The 19,481-nt window shown below is 58.7% G+C and carries 18 protein-coding genes and 2 tRNA genes; 9 read left to right on the top strand and 11 right to left on the bottom strand.

Annotated elements, in window-relative coordinates; genetic code table 11:
• Positions 1-37: 37 nt before the first annotated feature.
• Entirely contained in the window at positions 38-1,795 is a 1,758-nt protein-coding gene (gene argS / locus N2A41_RS08610) for an arginine--tRNA ligase (protein WP_170258536.1), read from the bottom strand.
• A 65-nt stretch (positions 1,796-1,860) separates the two neighbouring features.
• On the bottom strand, positions 1,861-3,078 hold the full coding sequence (locus N2A41_RS08605; RefSeq protein WP_017964048.1) for a deoxyguanosinetriphosphate triphosphohydrolase: 1,218 nt from the start codon (positions 3,076-3,078) through the stop codon (positions 1,861-1,863).
• Positions 3,079-3,300: 222 nt separating this feature from the next.
• Between N2A41_RS08605 and erpA the strand changes: the two genes are divergently transcribed.
• Complete coding sequence (erpA, locus tag N2A41_RS08600; RefSeq protein ID WP_017964047.1) at positions 3,301-3,633, top strand: iron-sulfur cluster insertion protein ErpA; 333 nt, start codon at positions 3,301-3,303, stop codon at positions 3,631-3,633.
• Between the two features lie 227 nt (positions 3,634-3,860).
• Positions 3,861-4,652, top strand: a complete 792-nt coding sequence (xth, locus tag N2A41_RS08595) for an exodeoxyribonuclease III (protein WP_260110728.1) — start codon at positions 3,861-3,863, stop codon at positions 4,650-4,652.
• A gap of 114 nt (positions 4,653-4,766) precedes the next feature.
• On the opposite strand, the gene exoR is transcribed toward xth, so the two are convergent.
• Positions 4,767-5,564 (bottom strand): exopolysaccharide production regulator ExoR, encoded by a 798-nt coding sequence (exoR, locus tag N2A41_RS08590; protein WP_170261372.1) that lies wholly within the window; start codon positions 5,562-5,564, stop codon positions 4,767-4,769.
• A 355-nt stretch (positions 5,565-5,919) separates the two neighbouring features.
• On the opposite strand from exoR, the gene N2A41_RS08585 reads away from it, so the two are divergent.
• Complete coding sequence (locus N2A41_RS08585; protein ID WP_157386322.1) at positions 5,920-6,237, top strand: hypothetical protein; 318 nt, start codon at positions 5,920-5,922, stop codon at positions 6,235-6,237.
• A gap of 47 nt (positions 6,238-6,284) precedes the next feature.
• Here N2A41_RS08585 and N2A41_RS08580 read toward each other — a convergent pair whose 3' ends face one another.
• From N2A41_RS08580 to N2A41_RS08565, 4 genes are all read right to left on the bottom strand, one after another.
• Positions 6,285-7,532: an OmpP1/FadL family transporter gene (locus tag N2A41_RS08580; RefSeq protein WP_170258540.1), complete on the bottom strand. Its 1,248-nt coding sequence runs from the start codon at positions 7,530-7,532 to the stop codon at positions 6,285-6,287.
• A 399-nt stretch (positions 7,533-7,931) separates the two neighbouring features.
• Positions 7,932-10,775 carry a valine--tRNA ligase gene (locus N2A41_RS08575; protein WP_260110727.1) on the bottom strand — a complete coding sequence of 948 codons (2,844 nt, stop codon included), beginning with the start codon at positions 10,773-10,775 and terminating at the stop codon, positions 7,932-7,934.
• A 116-nt stretch (positions 10,776-10,891) separates the two neighbouring features.
• Positions 10,892-11,761 carry a PopZ family protein gene (locus tag N2A41_RS08570; protein ID WP_222290603.1) on the bottom strand — a complete coding sequence of 290 codons (870 nt, stop codon included), beginning with the start codon at positions 11,759-11,761 and terminating at the stop codon, positions 10,892-10,894.
• 333 nt (positions 11,762-12,094) lie between these two features.
• Complete coding sequence (locus N2A41_RS08565) at positions 12,095-12,760, bottom strand: protein-L-isoaspartate O-methyltransferase family protein (protein WP_170258183.1); 666 nt, start codon at positions 12,758-12,760, stop codon at positions 12,095-12,097.
• Positions 12,761-13,243: 483 nt separating this feature from the next.
• Here N2A41_RS08565 and N2A41_RS08560 point away from each other — a divergent pair, with 483 nt between their 5' ends.
• From N2A41_RS08560 to N2A41_RS08550, 3 genes are all read left to right on the top strand, one after another.
• On the top strand, positions 13,244-13,546 hold the full coding sequence (locus tag N2A41_RS08560; protein WP_260110726.1) for a hypothetical protein: 303 nt from the start codon (positions 13,244-13,246) through the stop codon (positions 13,544-13,546).
• A 364-nt stretch (positions 13,547-13,910) separates the two neighbouring features.
• Complete coding sequence (locus tag N2A41_RS08555) at positions 13,911-14,246, top strand: hypothetical protein (protein WP_017964039.1); 336 nt, start codon at positions 13,911-13,913, stop codon at positions 14,244-14,246.
• A gap of 238 nt (positions 14,247-14,484) precedes the next feature.
• Positions 14,485-14,973 carry a hypothetical protein gene (locus N2A41_RS08550; RefSeq protein WP_260110725.1) on the top strand — a complete coding sequence of 163 codons (489 nt, stop codon included), beginning with the start codon at positions 14,485-14,487 and terminating at the stop codon, positions 14,971-14,973.
• Between the two features lie 147 nt (positions 14,974-15,120).
• Here the strand turns inward: N2A41_RS08550 and N2A41_RS08545 are convergent.
• Positions 15,121-15,194: transfer RNA gene (locus N2A41_RS08545), tRNA-Cys, on the bottom strand.
• 262 nt (positions 15,195-15,456) lie between these two features.
• Between N2A41_RS08545 and N2A41_RS08540 the strand changes: the two genes are divergently transcribed.
• A complete protein-coding gene (locus N2A41_RS08540) occupies positions 15,457-15,795 on the top strand; it encodes a KTSC domain-containing protein (RefSeq protein ID WP_017964037.1) in 339 nt (112 codons plus the stop codon).
• On the opposite strand, the gene N2A41_RS08535 is transcribed toward N2A41_RS08540, so the two are convergent.
• Together N2A41_RS08535 and N2A41_RS08530 are read right to left on the bottom strand one after the other, a co-directional pair.
• Positions 15,792-16,121, bottom strand: a complete 330-nt coding sequence (locus N2A41_RS08535; RefSeq protein ID WP_162118737.1) for a hypothetical protein — start codon at positions 16,119-16,121, stop codon at positions 15,792-15,794. The two genes, N2A41_RS08540 and N2A41_RS08535, sit on opposite strands and share 4 nt — an antisense overlap.
• Positions 16,122-16,225: 104 nt before the next feature.
• A complete protein-coding gene (locus tag N2A41_RS08530) occupies positions 16,226-16,543 on the bottom strand; it encodes a hypothetical protein (RefSeq protein WP_170280550.1) in 318 nt (105 codons plus the stop codon).
• 117 nt (positions 16,544-16,660) lie between these two features.
• Here N2A41_RS08530 and N2A41_RS08525 point away from each other — a divergent pair.
• Positions 16,661-16,735: transfer RNA gene (locus N2A41_RS08525), tRNA-Asn, on the top strand.
• Between the two features lie 211 nt (positions 16,736-16,946).
• Entirely contained in the window at positions 16,947-17,201 is a 255-nt protein-coding gene (locus N2A41_RS33310; protein WP_017964029.1) for a hypothetical protein, read from the top strand.
• Positions 17,202-17,419: 218 nt separating this feature from the next.
• Here the strand turns inward: N2A41_RS33310 and N2A41_RS08515 are convergent, their stop codons facing one another.
• Positions 17,420-19,357: a DUF4396 domain-containing protein gene (locus N2A41_RS08515; RefSeq protein ID WP_162118456.1), complete on the bottom strand. Its 1,938-nt coding sequence runs from the start codon at positions 19,355-19,357 to the stop codon at positions 17,420-17,422.
• Positions 19,358-19,481 lie beyond the last annotated feature (124 nt).

Genomic DNA, 19,481 nt, shown 5'->3' with positions numbered 1-19,481 from the left:
CGCTCAAATGCCAGCGCATTGTGGGGAAATGGTGACGTTATCGCATTTCGTCCGGTGCGGCAGTGCCTGTAATGGCGAGTCCCGACTTCAAAACCGACGCGACGGCGTACACCAGCCCAAGTCTGGCAATACTTGATTCTCGGTTTTTATCATTAACAAATCGTAATTCCGTCTGATCTTTACCTTTGTTCCAGTGCGCGTGGAAGGAACTGGCGACGTCGTAGAGGTAAAAAGCGATGCGATGCGGCTCCTGCGACTGGGCCGCTGCCTCGACGACACGCGGGAATTCAGCAAGCTTGGCGACGAGCTGCAATTCGGCCGGATCGCCAATGCCTGCAACGGTTTTCGCGAGTTTCTCGGGCGAGACATCGAGGTCGGGAAAAGCCTCCCTCGCCTGCCGGAAGACCGACATGCAGCGAGCATGCGCATATTGCACGTAGAAGACTGGATTATCTTTCGATTGTTCCGTCACTTTGGCGAAATCGAAGTCGAGCGGTTCGGAATTCTTGCGGTAAAGCATCATGAACCGGACCGAATCACGGCCGACTTCTTCGACGACGTCCCGAAGCGTGACGAAATCGCCCGAGCGCTTCGACATCTTCACCGGTTCGCCGTTGCGATAGAGCTTGACGAGCTGACAGAGCAGCACAGTCAGCTTCGCCTTACCGTCCGAAACGCCGCGTGCAACCGCTTCCAGGCGTTTGACGTAACCGCCATGGTCAGCGCCAAGCACATAGATCATCTCGTCGAAACCACGGTCGAACTTGTTCTTGAAGTAGGCGACGTCGGCGGCGAAATAGGTGTAGGAGCCATCCGACTTGATCAGCGGCCGGTCGATATCGTCGCCCACCTCGGTCGAACGGAACAGGGTCTGTTCGCGATCCTCCCAGTCCTCGGGAAGCTGGCCCTTCGGCGGTGGCAGCGTGCCCTTGTAGACATAGCCCTTGAAGGTCAGGTCGTTGATCGCGGTGCGGATCGCGGCCGCGCCATTGGCATGCAGGGTGCGTTCGGAGAAGAAGACGTCGTGATGGACGTTCAGCGCCGCCAGATCGTCGCGGATCATCACCATCATCGCATCGATCGTGCGGTCCTTGACGACCGGCATCCATTGTTCTTCCGGCATGTTGTGCAGCCGCACGCCGTAATCGGCGGCAAGCGACTGGCCGACGGGCACGAGATAGTCGCCGGGATAGAGACCCGAGGGGATTTCGCCGATCTTTTCGCCGAGCGCTTCGCGATAGCGCAGGAAGACGGAGCGGGCGAGCACATCGATCTGCGAGCCGGCGTCGTTGATGTAATATTCCTTCTCGACACCGTAACCGGCAAAAGCGAGCAGGTTGGCAAGCGCGTCGCCGACGACGGCACCCCTGCAATGGCCGACATGCATCGGGCCGGTCGGGTTGGCCGAGACATATTCGACGTTGACCTTCCTGCCGTTTCCAAGCGTCGAGCGACCGTAATCGGTACCGGCACCGATCATCGAGGCGAGCAGCCGCTGCCAGTAGCCGACGGCGAGACGGATGTTGATGAAGCCCGGACCCGCGACCGAGACATCGGCGACGTCGGAATCCTCTTTCAGCTTGGCGATGATGACATCGGCCAGCGCGCGCGGGTTGGTTCCGAGCGGTTTTGCCAGCACCATCGCGGCATTGGTCGCGACATCGCCATGGCTCGCGTCACGCGGCGGCTCGACGGTGATGCGGCCGAAATCGAGCTCGGATCGCTTTTCCCTGACCTGATCGATCTGTTCAAGGGCGGTTTTGATCCTGGCTTCGAAGTCGGTAAAAAGGTTCATCGCACTCTTCCATGCATAGGCTGTGCCAAAGGCTCAAATCGGCCCTCGGCGTGGGCGACCGCTGCCTATCGCAAATCAGGAGTGTGGTCAAACAACCGCCTGTGGGCGCTGATCGCATAGGTGTCGGTCATGCCGGCGAGATAATCGCCGACATGGCGGGCCTTCGGCGCATCGGATAGGCCGGCGATATGATCGACCCAGTAATGGCTTTGCATCTCTTTCGGATTGGCCATGTAGGCGGCAAAGAGATCGGTGACGATCTGGGCAGCACCGGCACGGATGCGCATGATATCGGGATTGCGGTAGATGCGTTTGAAGAGCATCGCCTTGATCTGCCTGTCGGTCTCGGCCATCCCCTCGGAAAAGGTGGCGATAACCTGGCCGGCGCCGCGAATATCGTCTGCACTCTCAGGGCGCAAGAGGGACAGGCGCTGCTGCGCGACGCCGATCACGTCTTCGACCATGCGGGTGATCTGGCGGCGCATGATCTCATGGGTGAAGCGGCTCGGCTCCAGGTGCGGATATCGCTCCCTCACCTCGGCCATTAGCCCAGCAAGAAACGGGATTTCCTCCAGCATGTCGAAAGTCAGGTAGCCGGAACGCAGGCCATCGTCGATATCATGGGTATTATAGGCGATGTCGTCGGCGATCGCCGCGACCTGGGCTTCGAGGCTGGCATAGCTTGCAAGCTCGAGATCGTGCAGCTCGCAATAATCGAGGATCGGCTGCGGAACGGGACCGTGCGTACCCACTCCATCAGGCGTCAGAAGCGGACCATTGTGCTTGACGAGACCTTCCAGGCTTTCCCATGTCAGATTGATGCCGTCAAATTCGGCATAACGCCTCTCCAGCTTGGTCACGATGCGTAGCGATTGTGCATTATGGTCGAAGCCGCCATAGGGCAGCAGCACCTCGTGCAGCGCATCCTCGCCGGTATGGCCGAACGGCGTGTGGCCGAAATCGTGCACGAGCGCCACACCTTCGGCCAGATCCTCGTCGAGCTTCAGCGCGCGGGCAAGAGCGCGGGCGATCTGCGCCACTTCGATCGTATGCGTCAGCCGGGTGCGGTAATGATCGCCGTCCTGGGCGATGAAGACCTGGGTCTTGTGCTTCAGCCGGCGGAAGGCGGTGGTGTGGACGATGCGGTCGCGGTCACGCTGGAAATCGGAGCGCGTCGGGCTTCCGTCCTCCTGATAGAGCCGTCCGCGCGTCGTCCAGGGGTCGGCCGCATAAACCGCCCTTTCACTGCTGCCGAAACCCAAAGCACGCGTATCGATCGTCATTCTTCACCGTCATCCTGCATGTTGCCGCTTCCGCCCATTGACGCCGCTTTGTGCTCTTCATACCTATAGGTCGATGAAACGGCAAAGAGGCTCTTTCCTAATCGCTTCGGCGCATCATCGCCTTTTCGCGAAGATCATGGTAAGTTTCTTTGATATCAGGCATTTGAACATTCAAGTGCCCAAACCCATTCTCTCCGGATCTTGACCCCGGCAGGAGGAAATATGACGGATACAAGTGTAACCCTTTCAGATGCCGCGGCAAAGCGTATCGCAGCCATCGTCGGCGCCGAAGCCGGCAAGAGCGCCTTGCGCGTTTCCGTAGAAGGCGGCGGCTGTTCGGGCTTTTCCTACAAGTTCGATCTTGCCGACAGCGCAGCGGACGACGACATTATCGTCGAGAAGAACAATGCCAAGGTGCTGATCGACAGCCTGTCGATCGTCTACATGGCGGGCTCAGAGATCGACTTCGTCGACAATCTGCTTGGCCAATCCTTCCAGATCAAGAACCCGAATGCAGTGGCAAGCTGCGGCTGCGGCACCAGTTTCTCGATCTGAACGTCTAAACGCACGGACTCCCCATCAAACCGGCCGAAGAATTCCTTCCGGCCGGTTTATCGTCTTGTCCGCCGGTGAAAGACCGCGATAAAAGAAGCGCACTAAAGTGCGCTGCATCGACGCTGCTTCATGCGGTGCGCTTTAGCCCTTTGTTTTTATGCCTGTCGTTATCCCAGAACCGCTGCACACTTCTGGGCGACATGCAGTATGCGGAACGGGACAGAGCCATGAAGATCGCGACCTGGAACATCAACGGCGTCAAGGCGCGCATCGACAATCTCACGCAATGGCTGAAAGATTCCGATCCGGATATCGTCTGCCTGCAGGAGATCAAGACGGTCGACGAAGCTTTCCCGCGACTGGAGATCGAGGCGCTCGGCTATCATGTCGAGACGCACGGCCAGAAAGGCTTCAACGGCGTGGCGATCCTCTCCAAGAGTGCACCTTTCGAAGTGAACCGCGGCCTGCCCGGCGATCCGCTGGACGAACAGGCGCGTTTCCTCGAAGCGGCGTTCACGCTGTCCGATACCCGCATCCTGCGCGTCTGCTGCATCTACCTACCAAACGGCAATCCTGTCGAAACGGAGAAATATCCCTACAAGCTCGCCTGGATGGAGCGTCTAAGGACGTTCGCTGCTGAACGGCTGGCCTATGAGGAGATGCTGGTTCTTGCCGGCGATTACAATGTCATCCCGGAACCGCACGACTGCTTCGATCCCAAGGTCTGGGAAAACGACGCACTGTTTCTGCCACAGACCCGGGAGGCGTTCCGCAGGCTCGAAAATCTCGGGCTGACGGATGCGGTGCGCGCGACGACGGATGCGACGCAGTTCTATTCCTTCTGGGATTATCAGGCCGGCGCCTGGCCGAAAAACAACGGCATCCGCATCGATCATCTGCTGCTATCGCCGGAAGCTGCCGACCGAATGACATCGGCTGCGATCGAAAAACATGTGCGGGCCTGGGAAAAGCCGTCCGACCACGTGCCTGTCATCGCCTATTTCGATTTGGCGGGCTGAGCGTCCGATCGGCGCTTAGAGCGGTTCAGCTTTTACGGGCGCAGGACCGCTCTAGCCTTTTGTCTTTACGCAATTCCGGACGGAAAACCGCTTCGCACTTTTCCTGGAATTGTTCTAGTCGTCGGTCCCGCTCGCGATGGTGTGCGACAGTGATACCGCCGTGCGTCGGTCGGATTCGTTGGCAACCGAGAAGGCCTGCTCCTGCAGCGCTTCCATCCAGCCGCAGTCCTTCGGCTTGCAGCGGTCGAGTGCTGCCGTCATCAGCGCCAGGCCGCGAGCCGTCTGGCCTTCGTCGAACAGAATATTGCCGAAGACTGCCATGGCGCCAGGATGGCCACTCTTGCGGGCCTGGTTTAGCCATTTCTTGGCTTGCTGCGGGCTGGCATTGCCGCCCTCGCCGGCCAGCATCATCTGCGCCAGCTGGAACTGCGCCTCGGGCACGCCAAAGGTGGAGGCCACCTGAAAATAAAGCTGGCGCGCCTGGCTGAGATCGATCCTGACCGGGCTGCCGGCAATGCCATGCTTGTAATAACTGGCGAGCGAGAGCAGCGCGTTGACGAAGAAACCCGTATCTTCCGAACCAGGCTCGACGCCCTGCTGGGCGATCTCGCTATAGATCTTGAAGGCTTCAAAATCATCCTGCGTGACACCGTCGCCGTCGGCATACATGTTGGCGAGCGCCCAGCGCGAGCCGGTGTGGCCCTTTTCGGCGGCGTATTTATAAGCTTCGACCGCCTCTTCCTTCTGGCCGTTCTTATAGGCTTTGAAGCCGAACTTGAAGAGATCGAAGGGTCCGGATTCCTTACTGACGCCGCCTTTGATATCGAATGCGCGGCACGGACCGGACAGCGCTATGGCTATCGACATGCCCACCAGCATGAATTTGAACAGTTTGAACTCGGACGTCACCATTTCAACCGATTTCTTTCGTTCATCCAAGGCAGGCGGCAACGGCGCTCATGCCGTGCATCCCGCGGATGTATTCCTTCGAGGCGAGCGATCCCGCGGCGAGCTCCATGGCTCCTTTGCCCGCGTCGCATCCAGCCCACTGGCCTTTTCTCAAAGGCGATATTCTCAGCACATCCTTCAGAGCCACCCGGCTCCCGGCATGGCCCGACTGCAATCTCCGTGGCACTCTTTCGGCAGGCGCGGCATCCCGCCTTCCCGCCTTTATCGCATTCGTAAACGGCAAATGTGACGAAACCGGTATCGACCTTTCGGCAAAGCCGGGCCGCTCAGCTGAGCGGGTCGAAAATAACGACAATGAATGGATCGACGACTTCGTCGCGAGGCCGGATTGGCGGCTGGAACAGCCTTGTTCGAAAAGCGAAACGACCGCAATCAAACGATTGTTGCCAATCGCGCCGCACGATCTGATGTACCCGGAAAAAAATCGACCCATGCTACTATTTACACGCACCGTATGCCTGCCATTTCCTCACCCGCAAATATCGCTGCGCCCTCTTTGTGGCGGGAAATGGACAAATTCGCCCCGCCACCACCATACGCCAAACGTCGTAAAAATGTGTTGCTGAATCGTCACAAATTGGGACCGGGAAATGGCATGATTAACGGCCGCGAATAAAGTAGAGCCCGGCACCGCCGGGCTCCTCAATTCTTCAAGTGGGAAAATTAGAACTTGATCTTTAGGCTCGTCGACAGCGCGGCGACCAGATCGTTGCCAAAAGAATAGGAGACATCATCTCCAAACGTGACGCCGTTCTGGGTCACGGCGCCGGACGAACCGCTCGTCAATACGCCCACGGCACCGGCGACGCGCCATTCGATATGTTCGGTCGGGGTGAAGGCTGCACCGAGCCCCAGCGTCCAGCTATCGGTCTGCGCGCCATAGCCCTGGCTGGTGCCACGGTCCCAGGTGAGACTGACTGCACCTGCCCACTGGTCGTTGAACTTATGGCCGACACCACCGGAGATCGTCCAACCGTCCTGGTAAAGAAGGTCGAGCGAAGTTAGACCGCCCGCTGGGCAAGGCAACCCGTTGGTCGGGCAGAATGCTACCGACTGCAGGACGCTCCAATTCGTCCATTTAACCGATCCGAATGCAAGCCAATCCGGAGCGATGCCGCTTTGTAACTTCAGCTCCAGCGAATCCGGCGCTTCGGCGGAACCGGAAACAGGTGTTACCTGGCCCCCATATAGCGGCACAATTGGAACCTGACGCAGATCAACAGTCCCGGTCAGGTTATCGTAGTTGACACGGCTGTTATAGACGAGGCTCGCACGCATCGCATATTCGGGGATCTCGTAGGCGAGACCGGCGCGCCAGCCCCAGCCGCTATCGTCGATATCGAGGCGACCGACGCCAGTTCCGGTACCGAGCAGAAGCGGAAGCGTTGAAACCAGACGCTCCTTGAAGCCTTCGACTTCCTGATAGAAAGCGCCGCCGATGAAGCGAAGCTGCCCAGGGCCGACATCAAAACGATAGGAGCAGGTGCCGCCATAGTTGCGGGTTTTGATCTCTGTCTCAATGTTGTTGTTGGCGCCAGCCCAGTTCACACCGGGGTCGTTATGCCCGCCGAAGGGCTCTGAATAGTCGACCAAGCAGTCGATTGCGTCGCCAAATCCAGCCTTAAAGCCAATATATGGGATGGTATAATTTGAGGTATCGTCAGCTGTGTTTGGACGGCTGTTCAGATTGCCGCCGCCTGAGAATATCGACGTATCCGTATCTCGGACATCCTTCAGCCTGCGTTGCGGTGTGACGTAGGTCACACCGGACTGAAACGTGAAAGGCGACGTGTCGAACAACTGATCGATGTTGTATCCGCCACGCTCCAGCCCCCCGGCGAAGGACGGAGAGGCAAGCGACGAAAGAAGAACGAGCGACGTTATGCCCTTGGAAAACCTACGAGATGCCATTGTGTCTCCCCCACTCCAGCAATTGATGTGACCCCACTCTAGTAAGTGTTCGCGTGATATGGCAACGCGCCTACGGCAGCGCTCCCGGGCATTGCAACGACCAACTTACGTAAAGAAATTGACGGACACGTCAAAAAACCTGGTTAATAAAATTCTATTCCAGACTTGCCTAATTTCAGGTGGGCTTTTGGGTTTTCATTCCAAATATTGCCGAAGCTGTATCAATCCCACAACAGTGGCAGTTTTCGCCATCTGGACGCCCGTTCAGTCTCAATCCACAGGCTCAGCGCCCGAAACTAGCCGAATTCACGACCGAATCGCGTGTGCCCAGAACGACAAAAAGACGCGCCGGCAGAGGGCGCGTCCTTGAAATAACTTACCAAAATGGGTTGGTGAAACTTAACCGGCTTCGCTCACCCTGGAAAGAGCGATCCTCAAGCTTGCGATCTGACCCTTCAGTTCCTCGAGACGATCGCGTTCGGCATCGACCACGTCGGGATTGGCGTTGGCGACGAACTTCTCATTGGAGAGCTTGCCGTCGATGCGGGAGATCTCGCCTTCCATCTTGGCAATCGCCTTTTCCAAGCGAGCCTTTTCGGCGGAAAGGTCGATCAGTTTGCCGAGCGGCAGGCAGATGGTAGCTTCGGCGACGACGATCTGAGCGGCACCCTTGGGCGCATCCTCAGCCAGCGATATCGCCTCGACGCGCGCAAGCCGCTTGATGGCGGCGTCGTGGCGGAACAGCCTTTCGCGTGTCAGGTTATTGGCCTTGACGACGACGAGCGGCGCTGTCGCCGACGGCGGCACATTCATTTCGGCGCGCACCGAGCGGATGCCGGAAACGAGGTCGATCAGCCAGTTGATCTCGTCGGCCGCTCCGTCGTCGGCATAGGACGGCGCCGGCCATTCGGCATGGCAGACCAATGTGTCGCGCTCTTTACCTTCGCCTGCCGTATGCGCCCAGAGCTCCTCGGTCATGAAGGGCATGAAGGGATGCAGCAGCTTGTAAATCTCTTCGAGAACATAAGCGCTACAAGCCTGGGCTTCAGCCTTGGCGCCCTCGTCTTCGCCATTGAAGACCGGCTTCAAGAGCTCGAGATACCAGTCGCAGACCTCGTTCCAGACGAAGCGATAGAGCGCGCCGGCGGCATCGTTGAAGCGGAACGCTTCGAGCGCTTCCGTAACGTCACGTTCCGTACGGGCAAGTTCCGTCAGGATCCAGCGGTTGATGGTGAGTTCGGCGGCCTCCGGCACGAAGTGCGGGTCGCTCTTCGCACCATTCATCTCAGCGAAGCGCGTGGCGTTCCAGAGCTTGGTGCCGAAATTGCGGTAGCCGGCGATGCGGGCCGGATCGAGCTTCACGTCGCGGCCCTGCGCCGCCATGATTGCCAAGGTAAACCGCAGCGCGTCGGCGCCGTATTCATCGATCAGTTCCAGGGGATCGATGACGTTGCCCTTCGATTTCGACATCTTCTGCCCATTCTTGTCGCGCACCAGCGCGTGGACATAGACGGTCTGGAAGGGCTCGACGGGTTCGCCGTCCTCGTCCTTCATGAAGTGCAGGCCCATCATCATCATGCGGGCAACCCAGAAGAAGATGATGTCGAAGCCGGTAACGAGAACATTGGTCGGGTAATAACGCGCCAGCTCCGGCGTCTCGTCCGGCCAGCCGAGCGTCGAGAAGGGCCAGAGTGCTGAGGAGAACCAAGTGTCGAGCACGTCCTCGTCACGCGTCAGGATCTCGCCCGGCTTGAAGTTTTCGAGCAGGTCCTCGACATAGGCCTTCATCGGCCCCTCGTGTGAGAGGTAATGCTGGATCGCCGCCTGCAGCGCCTCTTCCTCGGTCTTTTCAACGAAAACCTGGCCGTCCGGGCCGTACCAGGCGGGAATCTGGTGACCCCACCAGAGCTGGCGGGAGACGCACCAGGGCTGGATATTCTCCATCCATTCGTAATAGGTCTTGTCCCAGCTCTTCGGCACCATCCTGGTTCTGCCTTCGCGCACCGAAGCAATCGCCGGTTCGGCGAGCGTCTTGGCATCGACATACCATTGTTCGGTCAGCCGCGGCTCGATCGGCACGCCGCCGCGGTCGCCGTGCGGGACCATGTGCTTGTGCGGCTCGATCTTGTCGACCAGGCCCGCCTCTTCGAAAATCTCGACGATGACCTTGCGCGCATAGAAGCGGTCCTGCCCTTCCAGCCGGTCCCAGGCGCCGTGCAGCGCCGCCGGATTGTCGAGACCTTCGAGAAAGTCCTCATTGTCCTTGATGGTGATCGTGCCGTCGCCATTCATGATATTGATGACGCGAAGACCTGCGCGCTTGCCGACGTCGAAGTCGTTGAAATCGTGCGCGGGCGTTATCTTCACCGCGCCGGTGCCGGCAGCCGGATCGGCATAATCGTCGGCAACGATCGGAATCCTGCGGCCGACGATCGGCAGAATGACATGCTTGCCGACAATGCCCTGATAGCGTTCATCCTTCGGATTGACGGCCACACCGGTATCGCCCAGCATGGTCTCCGGTCGTGTCGTTGCGACGACCACATAATCGCGCGTCTCGAATTCGGTCGGCTTGCCTTCTTCATCGAAAGCGATCGGGTACTGGTAGGTTACACCCTTTTCCAGCGGATAGCGCAGGTGCCAGAGATGGCCCTTGACCTCGTGCTGCTCGACTTCGATATCGGAAATCGCCGTCAAGAGCTTCGGGTCCCAATTGACCAGGCGCTTGTCACGATAGATCAGGCCTTGCTTGTAGAGCGTGACGAAAACCTCGAGAACGGCCTTCGACAGGCCCTCGTCCATGGTGAAACGTTCGCGCGACCAGTCGCACGACGCACCCAGGCGTTTCAGCTGGTTGAAGATCAGGCCGCCCGATTCAGCCTTCCATTCCCAGATCTTGTCGATGAAGGCTTCGCGGCCCATGTCGCGGCGTCCCGGCAGCTGCTGTTCCATCAGCTTGCGCTCGACGACCATCTGCGTGGCGATGCCGGCGTGGTCCATGCCCGGCTGCCAGAGCACGTCCTTGCCGCGCATGCGCTCGAAGCGCACCAGGATGTCCTGCAGCGTGTTGTTCAGCGCATGGCCCATGTGCAGCGAACCGGTGACATTCGGCGGCGGGATCACGATGGTGAAGGTCTCGGCCCCGGCTTTGGCGTTCGCGCCGGCGCGGAAAGCGTCCGCCTCATCCCATATCGCGGCGATTTTCGGTTCGACGGCGGCGGAATCATAGGTCTTGTCGAGCATTTTCTGACCAATTTCGAGGTTCGAGGATGGGCGTTTGTAAATAGGATGGTCTCGGCCAAGTCAATAAAAAAGCCGCCCCGGAGACCGGAGCGGCTTTTCAGGAAAAAGCAATCCGATCAGCGGCGCGGGCCGCGGGCCACGCGCTCGATTTCCTCGCGCACCAACCGCTCGACCAGTGTCGGCAGATTATCATCCAGCCACTCGCGCAGCATCGGGCGCAGCATGTCCTCCGCGATCTCGTCCAGCGAGCGGCGCTCGGCACCGTCGATCGCGGCGGCGAGCTCCTCGAAAGAGCGGCTGATCTGCAGGCCGGCATCCTCCGAAAGCAGCGTCGGCTGGACCTCGTCCATAACGCTCGGCAGGAAACGGTCAGTCGACGATTGAGCGGGTCCCATGGCCGGCGGCGCTGTTTCGATAGCAGGCGCTGGCTCGGCGACGGCCACCTCAGGCGTTTCCATAACAACCGGCTCGGCCGGCTGCTGGATTGCAACATGCTGAACGGGCGCTGCGGCAGCCGCGAAAACAGGCTGCGACTGCTGCGGCTGTGGTGCCGCGGCGCGCGGCGCTTCAGGCGTCACGGCCGGCTGCGGTTCGGGCTGGCGGAAACCGCTCGGAATTTCGCGCAACGCCTGACCGGCTTGCACGGCGCTGCGCTCGGAGGCAGCGCGCACGCGGGCGGCGACATCGGCAAGCGACAGCGCGCGGGCCGGCACTTCGGCTTCGGGAGCGGTGCCTGCCGAATTGGCGGCGACGAAACGCGGATCGGAGGAGCGCATGACCGGTTCGGGGAACTCCACGCCGGCATAGGTGTCGTCGACCGTCAGATGAATTTCGGAGCTGTTGTCATCCTCGTCGGCGCCGTAGACCGGTGGCAGGGAGGCGGAAATCGCCTTGCCGGCGCCAGGCTCATTGCTTTCGATGATCTGACGGATGGACGCCAGAATTTCTTCCATGGACGGTTCACGCGCTACACTTGGCTGAGCCATTTCTATCCCCGTTATTCCAAAACAACGACCGGATGGTGTGGAGCGTTCATCCGAATCACCACGACCTTAGAATACCCCAGGCGTGAAAAAAATCATCGCGAATCAAATGAATGCGGCCATGCACAGTTTTGTTACCTGATCTTTGCCACCCGCAAAGCCTGTTGCAATTTTGCGGCGGCGACATCCGATGAAAAAGAATTTGAACGCATAACATCCGTCCGATCGGCCGTGGCGGCGTCAGGGTAGATGATGTTTGTGAAGGCTTTCCAGCGGCGCTGATAAAAAACGGGCGCCGATGGCGCCCGTCGCTGAATGTCATCGACAAGAACGATGTCAGAAAACGAATTCGCGCGCCTTGGCGAAGCCCGGCAACGGCTTGACCGAGGCATTGAAGAAGACGTTTTCCGAAATGGCGCCGCGCTCGGCGACGAAGACCTTGGCGCGGGCGGCATTGCCGTAACCTTCGACGGTGACCAGACGGCCACCATCGCGCAATTGCCCGAGAAGGGCGGCCGGAACCTCTTCGACTGCGCCGTTGATGAAGATCAGATCATAGGGAGCGCCGGCAGCGTAGCCCTGTTCGAGCGGCCCGGTCACGACCTCGACTTTGGCGTAGCCAGCCAGTTGCGCCTTCGCTTCAGTGGCTAGGGTCTCGTCACATTCAAGCGCGATGACGGAGCCGGCAATGATCGATAGCAGCGCCGATGTGTAACCGGTGCCGCAACCGACTTCGAGCACGAAATCATCCTTGGTGATCGCGGCCAGCTGCAGCAGCTTGGCGAGCGGCGACGCTTCCATCAGGAAGCGGGCCGGCTTTCCCGGTGCGGCGGCGGAGATCTCGATATCGTTGTCGATATAAGCCAGCAGTTTCGCCTTCTCCGGCACAAAAGCCTCACGCGGCACCGTGAGAAACGCCGTCAGCACGGAATGCGAGGTAACGTCCGTCGTGCGAACCTGGGTATCGACCATCTTTGCGCGCGCTGCTTCGAAATCCATCATGTCCTCTCGCTCTTAAAAAGCGGTTCCTGTCCCTCGTCTCTTAATCTCCGCCACGGATGCTTTCAAGGCTTGGCAGCCGCCGGCGAAAAGAATCCGGCCGGCGCCTCATCCGCGCCACAGGGGCAGGATGGACGCTGCAACCCCAGCGTGGAACCTTCCGCCCCTTCATGTTATGATCTGCATCGGAGGAAATAGGAGGAGCAGGCCATGTCTGCGATTTTCGAATATTTCACGCTGTTCGATTTCTTCATCGTCGCAGCGCTCGTCGGCATATTCTGCTGCGGGTTGCTAGACGGCGAAACGACCTGGAGACGATAGGGCACCGAAGCGAGCTCGGATATCTCCTGCGTGGCGCCTGCGGCAATCTCATGCCGGCGGGCGCAGGCCTGATATGCGTCTGTTTCATTTGCAATCCAGCACCAACAGCCGCATGCGCATTAACGTTACGTCAACCATTTTGTTGCGCCGCCCTCGCCTTCCGCTATGGGTGTGCGCATGCAAACCTTCCTAATCCAATCGCGCTACATAGAAGCGCTTCACTACAACGCCGATGCCCGCCTGCTGCTGATCAAATACAGCAGCGGCGACATTCGCAGCTTCACTTGCGTTTCGCCGCAGGGCATGCGGCGGCTGCTTGGCGCCGGCCCCGAAATCGATGACTGGCCTGAATTGAGCGATCTGGAATATCAGGCTGAAATTCGCAAGGGCGGCCTGAAGGCGCTCTACCGCCTCACGGGAATTAATCCGTCACAGTTCGATTTTTCGCCGAGCCAGCGGGTTTGGTAGCTTAGCAAACAGCGATGCTGCACCGCTGAGCCAGTAGCGTTTCACATAGATTCTGTCATGTGGAGATGTTTGAGGTCCAGAAATTCGCAAGCGGGCGGCGTCAAATGGTTAGCGAGTTTTCGGCCACACCTTAGCTGAAATATTTCCCTTGAGAAATCAAAGGCGGCTGCCACACCCTGCCACACCTCAGAGGAATGCAAAACTCGCCAAGATGCCGTCTGAAAGCAGCACGGTCCCCCGCCGGTGCATCCTAAACCCTGTTGAATAACCGCGCACTTGGTAACCACGTCACAAAAGTCCAGAAATAGTGCTTGTGCAAATTACTCGCGTGGGCTGAAGCTAATTACTTGGGTGGGGAGAATCAATGAACATAATTAATCACGCAGGCATGTCCTCTGCGGCTGCCATAGCGTCACTGGACGAAGATGTTATTCAGCTTCTGTATATGACAGCGAAGGAAGTCGATCTCTGCTGTCTCATGACTGATGGGGAATGGGAAGATTACGACAAAACGGTTGTAAATCGTGCATGTGATCTTGGCCTCGTCACCATTCATAGTCCTGGTGGCGGATGGAGTTACGTCACCGGCTGGCGGCTCACAAAGCTCGGCAAAGAAACAATAGGAATCCCGGTCAAGCTTGGCATCCTATCGCGCCTTCTCGCACTCTTCACCCGCCTCAAACTCTATTCGACCTCATAAAACGCCGCATTGTCCTGCCACGTCGACCACACTCGAGGTCTTGCGCGATAGCAAGAAGGAAACGCCCTTCGCAGCCGGCGAACGCCTGACGGTGCCGCGCAATTGTTCGACACCAGGAAGGACGGCAAGGCAATCGCTCCGAACATCGCCCGCCTCGTCGAGCCCTTCGCCGTCCATACAGACGGCCACGCGACCGCGACGCCCGAGGAGCTGGCCGAAGTGCATCGAAACACATGGGATGCGCTCCAAGTCCCTCCTGTGTGTCGCTATCATGATGTTCCGAGTGTCAGATGTCTCGCAGCTCGGCCCGCAGCATCGCCGCAGGGACATGTTCAAGCTTCGCCTATTCAAGAACTGCAACCGCAATCCACACGACATCGAGATTGCCCTCCACCCCATCATCGAGGCTGTGCTCGCCATGCACAAGGTGACGGACCTCACCTACATCGCTACCGATTTCGGCAGGCCGTTCTCCATCAAAAGTCTCGGAAACAGAATCTCGGATTGGTTCTGTCGGGCCGGCCTCGGCCACCTCACCGCCCATTCAGTCCGCAAGGGACTGGCGGCCGACGTTGCCCACAACCGACAGCATGCTCGAGGCGACGTTCGCCTGGCGCGATGGAAAGACCTCAAAATTTATACGAAAAATGCCGATCACGCCCGCCTGGCCGGCAGACGGTCGCACGAATCAACTGGGACGGCGTCGGTACGAAACTGCTGGCGCTGACCGACGAAAGCGACGTGGCGAACGGATAAACCGGAACACACTGCCACACCTGGCTTTTTGGTGTGGCGGAACGGTTCAAGTTCGAACTACCACACCTCGGAAATTACCAAGGTTTTGCAAATGCTTATCGATGCGGTGAAAAGATGTTGGAGGCCTCGCCCGGAATTGAACCGGGGTACAAGGATTTGCAGTCCTCTGCGTCACCACTCCGCCACGAGGCCTCACGCGCTCGTTATCTGAGCCGTGGCGAGCGTTTAGAATGATCGTAAGGAAATCGCAAGAGGGCATTTCGGAAAAACGCCATTCCGCTGCTGCCGAAACGACCATTTTGTCATCCCGAAACAGCACGCGCGCGGGCTGGAATTTCCACGGCCATGACGATGCCCCATTTCCTGCCAATAATGGCATTTGAAACAAATTCTTGACTTGACTTCGATCCTCCTCCGGGACTCAATTATTTTCGGGAGGGTATAGGAGCTTGCGATGGATTGGGCTGCCCTCAAATCGAAGCACGTACATGCGGCATACGATGCCGAAACCCGGGATCTCTATGTAAAGTTCCCCGGTTCTCCGCCTTTGAAGCATGCGGATATTCCGTTGCACGTCTACCATAACCTGCTGGAAACCGATGATCCGCACTTCTATTACAAATATTATGTAGCACCGTGTCGCGTATCACCGGGCCGTCGACAACCGGTCTCCGTGGCGTCCTATGCAGTCAAGCTCGTCCTCCTCCTTGCCGCCTGCAGCTTGTTGCTGGCGACAGGTCTTGATCCGGACCATGGCGGGACTTTCGAGGAAAGCGAACTCAGATCGAACTAGATGTGCATAGGCTGCACGCCCAGCTCAATCACAGGGCTCGCGACACCGCGGCTAGTTCCCGCGCTGAAATTGTCACTTCTGTTCTGAGAACGATAGCGGCGGTCGTTCCGCTCGCGGTCGTTCCTCCCATCACGCTCGTTCCGACCGTTAAAATTGCGATAGTTGCGAGGTCCGTTGTAGCTGCCGCCTTGACCTTGGTCGACCACGCAGCCTTCGGGACGGCGACAGATACCACGAGCGTCAAAGCCGCGGCTGTCTACTTGGGCCTCGGCGGAAATGCCTGAGAGGACAGCTGCCGACAGGACGAAAACAAAAAATGCCTTCATTTCCTCACCTGGATCATTGTGGCGCGTTTTCGCATTTTACGTTCCATAAACCACGAATGCGAAAGGCGATCCACTGTTCCACAAGACCCGTTCTGGGGTGGCCGTCAGTCAGCGGGTCTCCGGCGTCTGTGCCACCAGACCGCCAGACGCCGTCGCAGCCGGCGCGCGAACGGCAGATCGTGTGAGAGCACGAGGAAACCGAGCGGCAGCATCCAGAAGCCCAGGATGGGCAGGAAACCCAGTAATCCGCAGAAAATGAGGGCCACGCCGAGCGCCATCCGCGCGATGCGCGAGCGCGGCATGCCGATGCTGAAGGAGCCGAGCACAAGCTTGCCGCTTGCATGATCGATGCCGAAGCGCCCTGCCCGCGCCTTGCGCTTTTCGCCGCTGTTTGTCTCACCACGATCATTCACGTTTGTCATTCCCCTGAGATGGGCGCAGGCAACTCAAATACAAGTTCATTTCATTTTTTTGAAAAAACCGCTTGGCAAATCGGGAAAGCATTTGTATTAGCCCACTCACACCGCGCCAAGCAGTGATCCCTGGTAGCTCAGCGGTAGAGCATTCGACTGTTAATCGACAGGTCGCCGGTTCGAATCCGGCCCGGGGAGCCATTTTCAAGTAAGCGCCTGTTGTCGTTGATAAATCCGAAAGCAGGCGCTTTCTTCCTATTCCCTCCTGCTTTGCGACACGATGAAAACCGGCCGGCTGGTGAGACCAACTGCGCGCTGGTGATGGCTTCGGTGGTCACGGCTGACAACGCGCTTTTTACTGCGAGCAGGTAACCGCTGGCCAAAAAACTGCCGGCGGTGTACAGCAAATGCCATGGCGCTAGATCCCGAAAAAGCATTCTTAGATTACAGTACGGCGGACTGCAGCGTGCAGTTCTGGACCGCCAATGCACCGGCGGTGCAATTCACCTCTTTGGAAGCCGCCGTCAGGTTCGCAAAAGACCATGGCGGCAGGTGGCAAGAGATCGAGATAACAGTCCATCTGCCGCGCGAGGACATCGCCTTCGCCACCGGAAAAGTGCATCAACTTATTGACGCTTTGCCCGGTGACCTCCGGAAAAAGCGGTAGCGAAGTGAATTGGCAGTCAAACCAACCAACCGGCTCGCTGCTGGTGTTGGCAACGGGAGGACGAGTGGGATCGGGGTCGCCGGTGCCGGCCAGATCGCGGCGGAAGGGGAGGTTGACCGCACCGGTGAGCTGAGACATTCCTGACCGCTGCAGCACGTCGCATCAAGCGTTTGCCGTGACCGGGGTGACCGACGCGGTGTGATTTGCGGCGGTGTTTGTTAGACCTCAACCTCGATGACCATCATCAGGCCGCCGCCCCCTTCGGTTTCGGTATTATTGTTGGTCGTGTGGTGCCCGATGTGGCAGTGAATGAGCCATTTGCCGGGATTGAGCGCCTTCCAAATAACGTCGTAGCGCTGTCCTGGGCCGACATTGACGGTGTCCGCCTGAAAGCGCGCTGTTGGCGAGAGATTGATGCCGTCACGGGCAACGACGGTAAATGGTCCACCATGAATGTGCATGGGATGGATGAAGCCATTGTTCGACCCGACAAAGCGCACCTTCAGGGTTTCGCCGACCTTCATTTTGATGGTGTCTGTCTCGGGATAGGCACGGCCGTTGATGGTAAAGTAGTTGGGCTGCCCGCCATCCATCGGCATGGCTGGATAGGTGAGGCCCTCGCGCTTCAGCCACTCCTGCAAGAGAATGACATACTCGTGGTCTGCGATCGTGGTCGGATCGGCTTGCGCCGGATCGATCATCAACGCGCCATAGAGGCCCAGAGCCTGCTGCCGGTCAACGTGGTCGTGCGAGTGATAGAAATATGAACCCGACTGCCCCGCAGTAAATTCGTACACGTAGGTCTCGCCCGGATTGATCGGCGGCTGGGTAATTTCTGCCGGTCCGTCCATCTCGTTGGGAAGGACCAAACCGTGCCAATGCACTGACGTGCTTTCGGGCAGGCTGTTTTTCACCTTGATGCGGACGCGATCACCTTCACGGATCTGAAGCCGCGGACCGGGTAGCTGACCATTGAAAGTGTAGGCGTCGACCGTGATTCCTGGCAGAATCGTCCAGCGAACGACCTTGGTCTCCATGTCGAAGACCTTGACGCCGCCCTCAATGCGAGGTTCGAGCACACGGTCGCCGCGCGTGTCGAGGCCATAGGTAGCGGTGATATAGCGTGGATGGATCGCCGCCATATCCAGCATCGCCTCGGCCGGAGTGTCGCGATCCATGATCATGCCCGGCGGCATGATGGCGCCCTCGACATCGCGCGCGCTCAACGTCATATTGACCCAGTTGGCAGGGGCGACCATGCCGAACAGCAACAACATCAGTGAGATGCCACCAACGGCAGCGAGCTGTGGCACAGGCGTATCCGGGGCCATGTCGTGGCCGGAACCGTGGCCATCATGATGGAGCGCGCTCCCGCGACGCGGCGACCGCGGAGCTTCCATCACGGCGTGTCGATGGTTTTCCTTGTGCTCATGCGCTGGTGGCGAGGGCTCCGAACGGCTTTCGTGCGCACGCTCGGCATGGTCAGTGTCTCCGCGGTCGGTCATCAAACCGTGCTTGAGACCATGGGCGACCATCCAGACATTGGACGGATAGGCGAGCGCGAACCCGACCATGACGCCCAACGACATGACGCCCCAGAATAGCAGTTCGGTCGGTTCCATGGCGCGCATATCGCGGCCCATCATCAGGAAGCTCATGACAGGCGCCATGCCGGCCATCATGAAATTCATGGAGATGAACTCAGGCAGGAAGGACTTGCGAACGTTCTCTTGGTAGGTGCCGCCCATCATGTTCTTCATGAAGAGGGACTGGAAGATGAAGAGGCCGACCACGAACCCGGCGATGTACTCGACGATCAGGTCGAGCCACATTGGCAGACCCAGTAGCGCGACGATCACCGCGGCGATGATGATACCGGTAGCATCTCCCGCCACACAGTGGATCGTGGAGCCGATGCCCTGCTTCCATAGCGGTTTGACGAACTCTTCGTGCGTGCCCGGCCGCGGCTCCTTGTCGGCGAGCACATAGATCAGCAACCCGAAGGGACCGAGGTAGAGCGTGACGAGGATGAAGCCCCACTTCATCACCACCGGTTCGGGATTGTTGGTGTACTGGTCCCAAGCAACGTACAAGGTGGACGTAAGGGCAAGTGCAAACCAAACAAGCAGAAAGTAATCAATTGGCTGAATGAGCATCGTTCCGCCTCTGACAACATTGGCACCTGATTTGGAGCGGTCGCCGCCCCCGGCAAGGGCGACGCCGTCAAGGAGGCGATCAGCCGCCCCTACGTGTTCTAATTAAAGCACCAATATGCCCGCT

The sequence above is a fragment of the Rhizobium sp. SRDI969 genome (genome assembly GCF_025152725.1).
GTDB lineage: Bacteria > Pseudomonadota > Alphaproteobacteria > Rhizobiales > Rhizobiaceae > Rhizobium > Rhizobium leguminosarum_I.
This window is presented reverse-complemented; position numbering and strand designations above follow the sequence as displayed.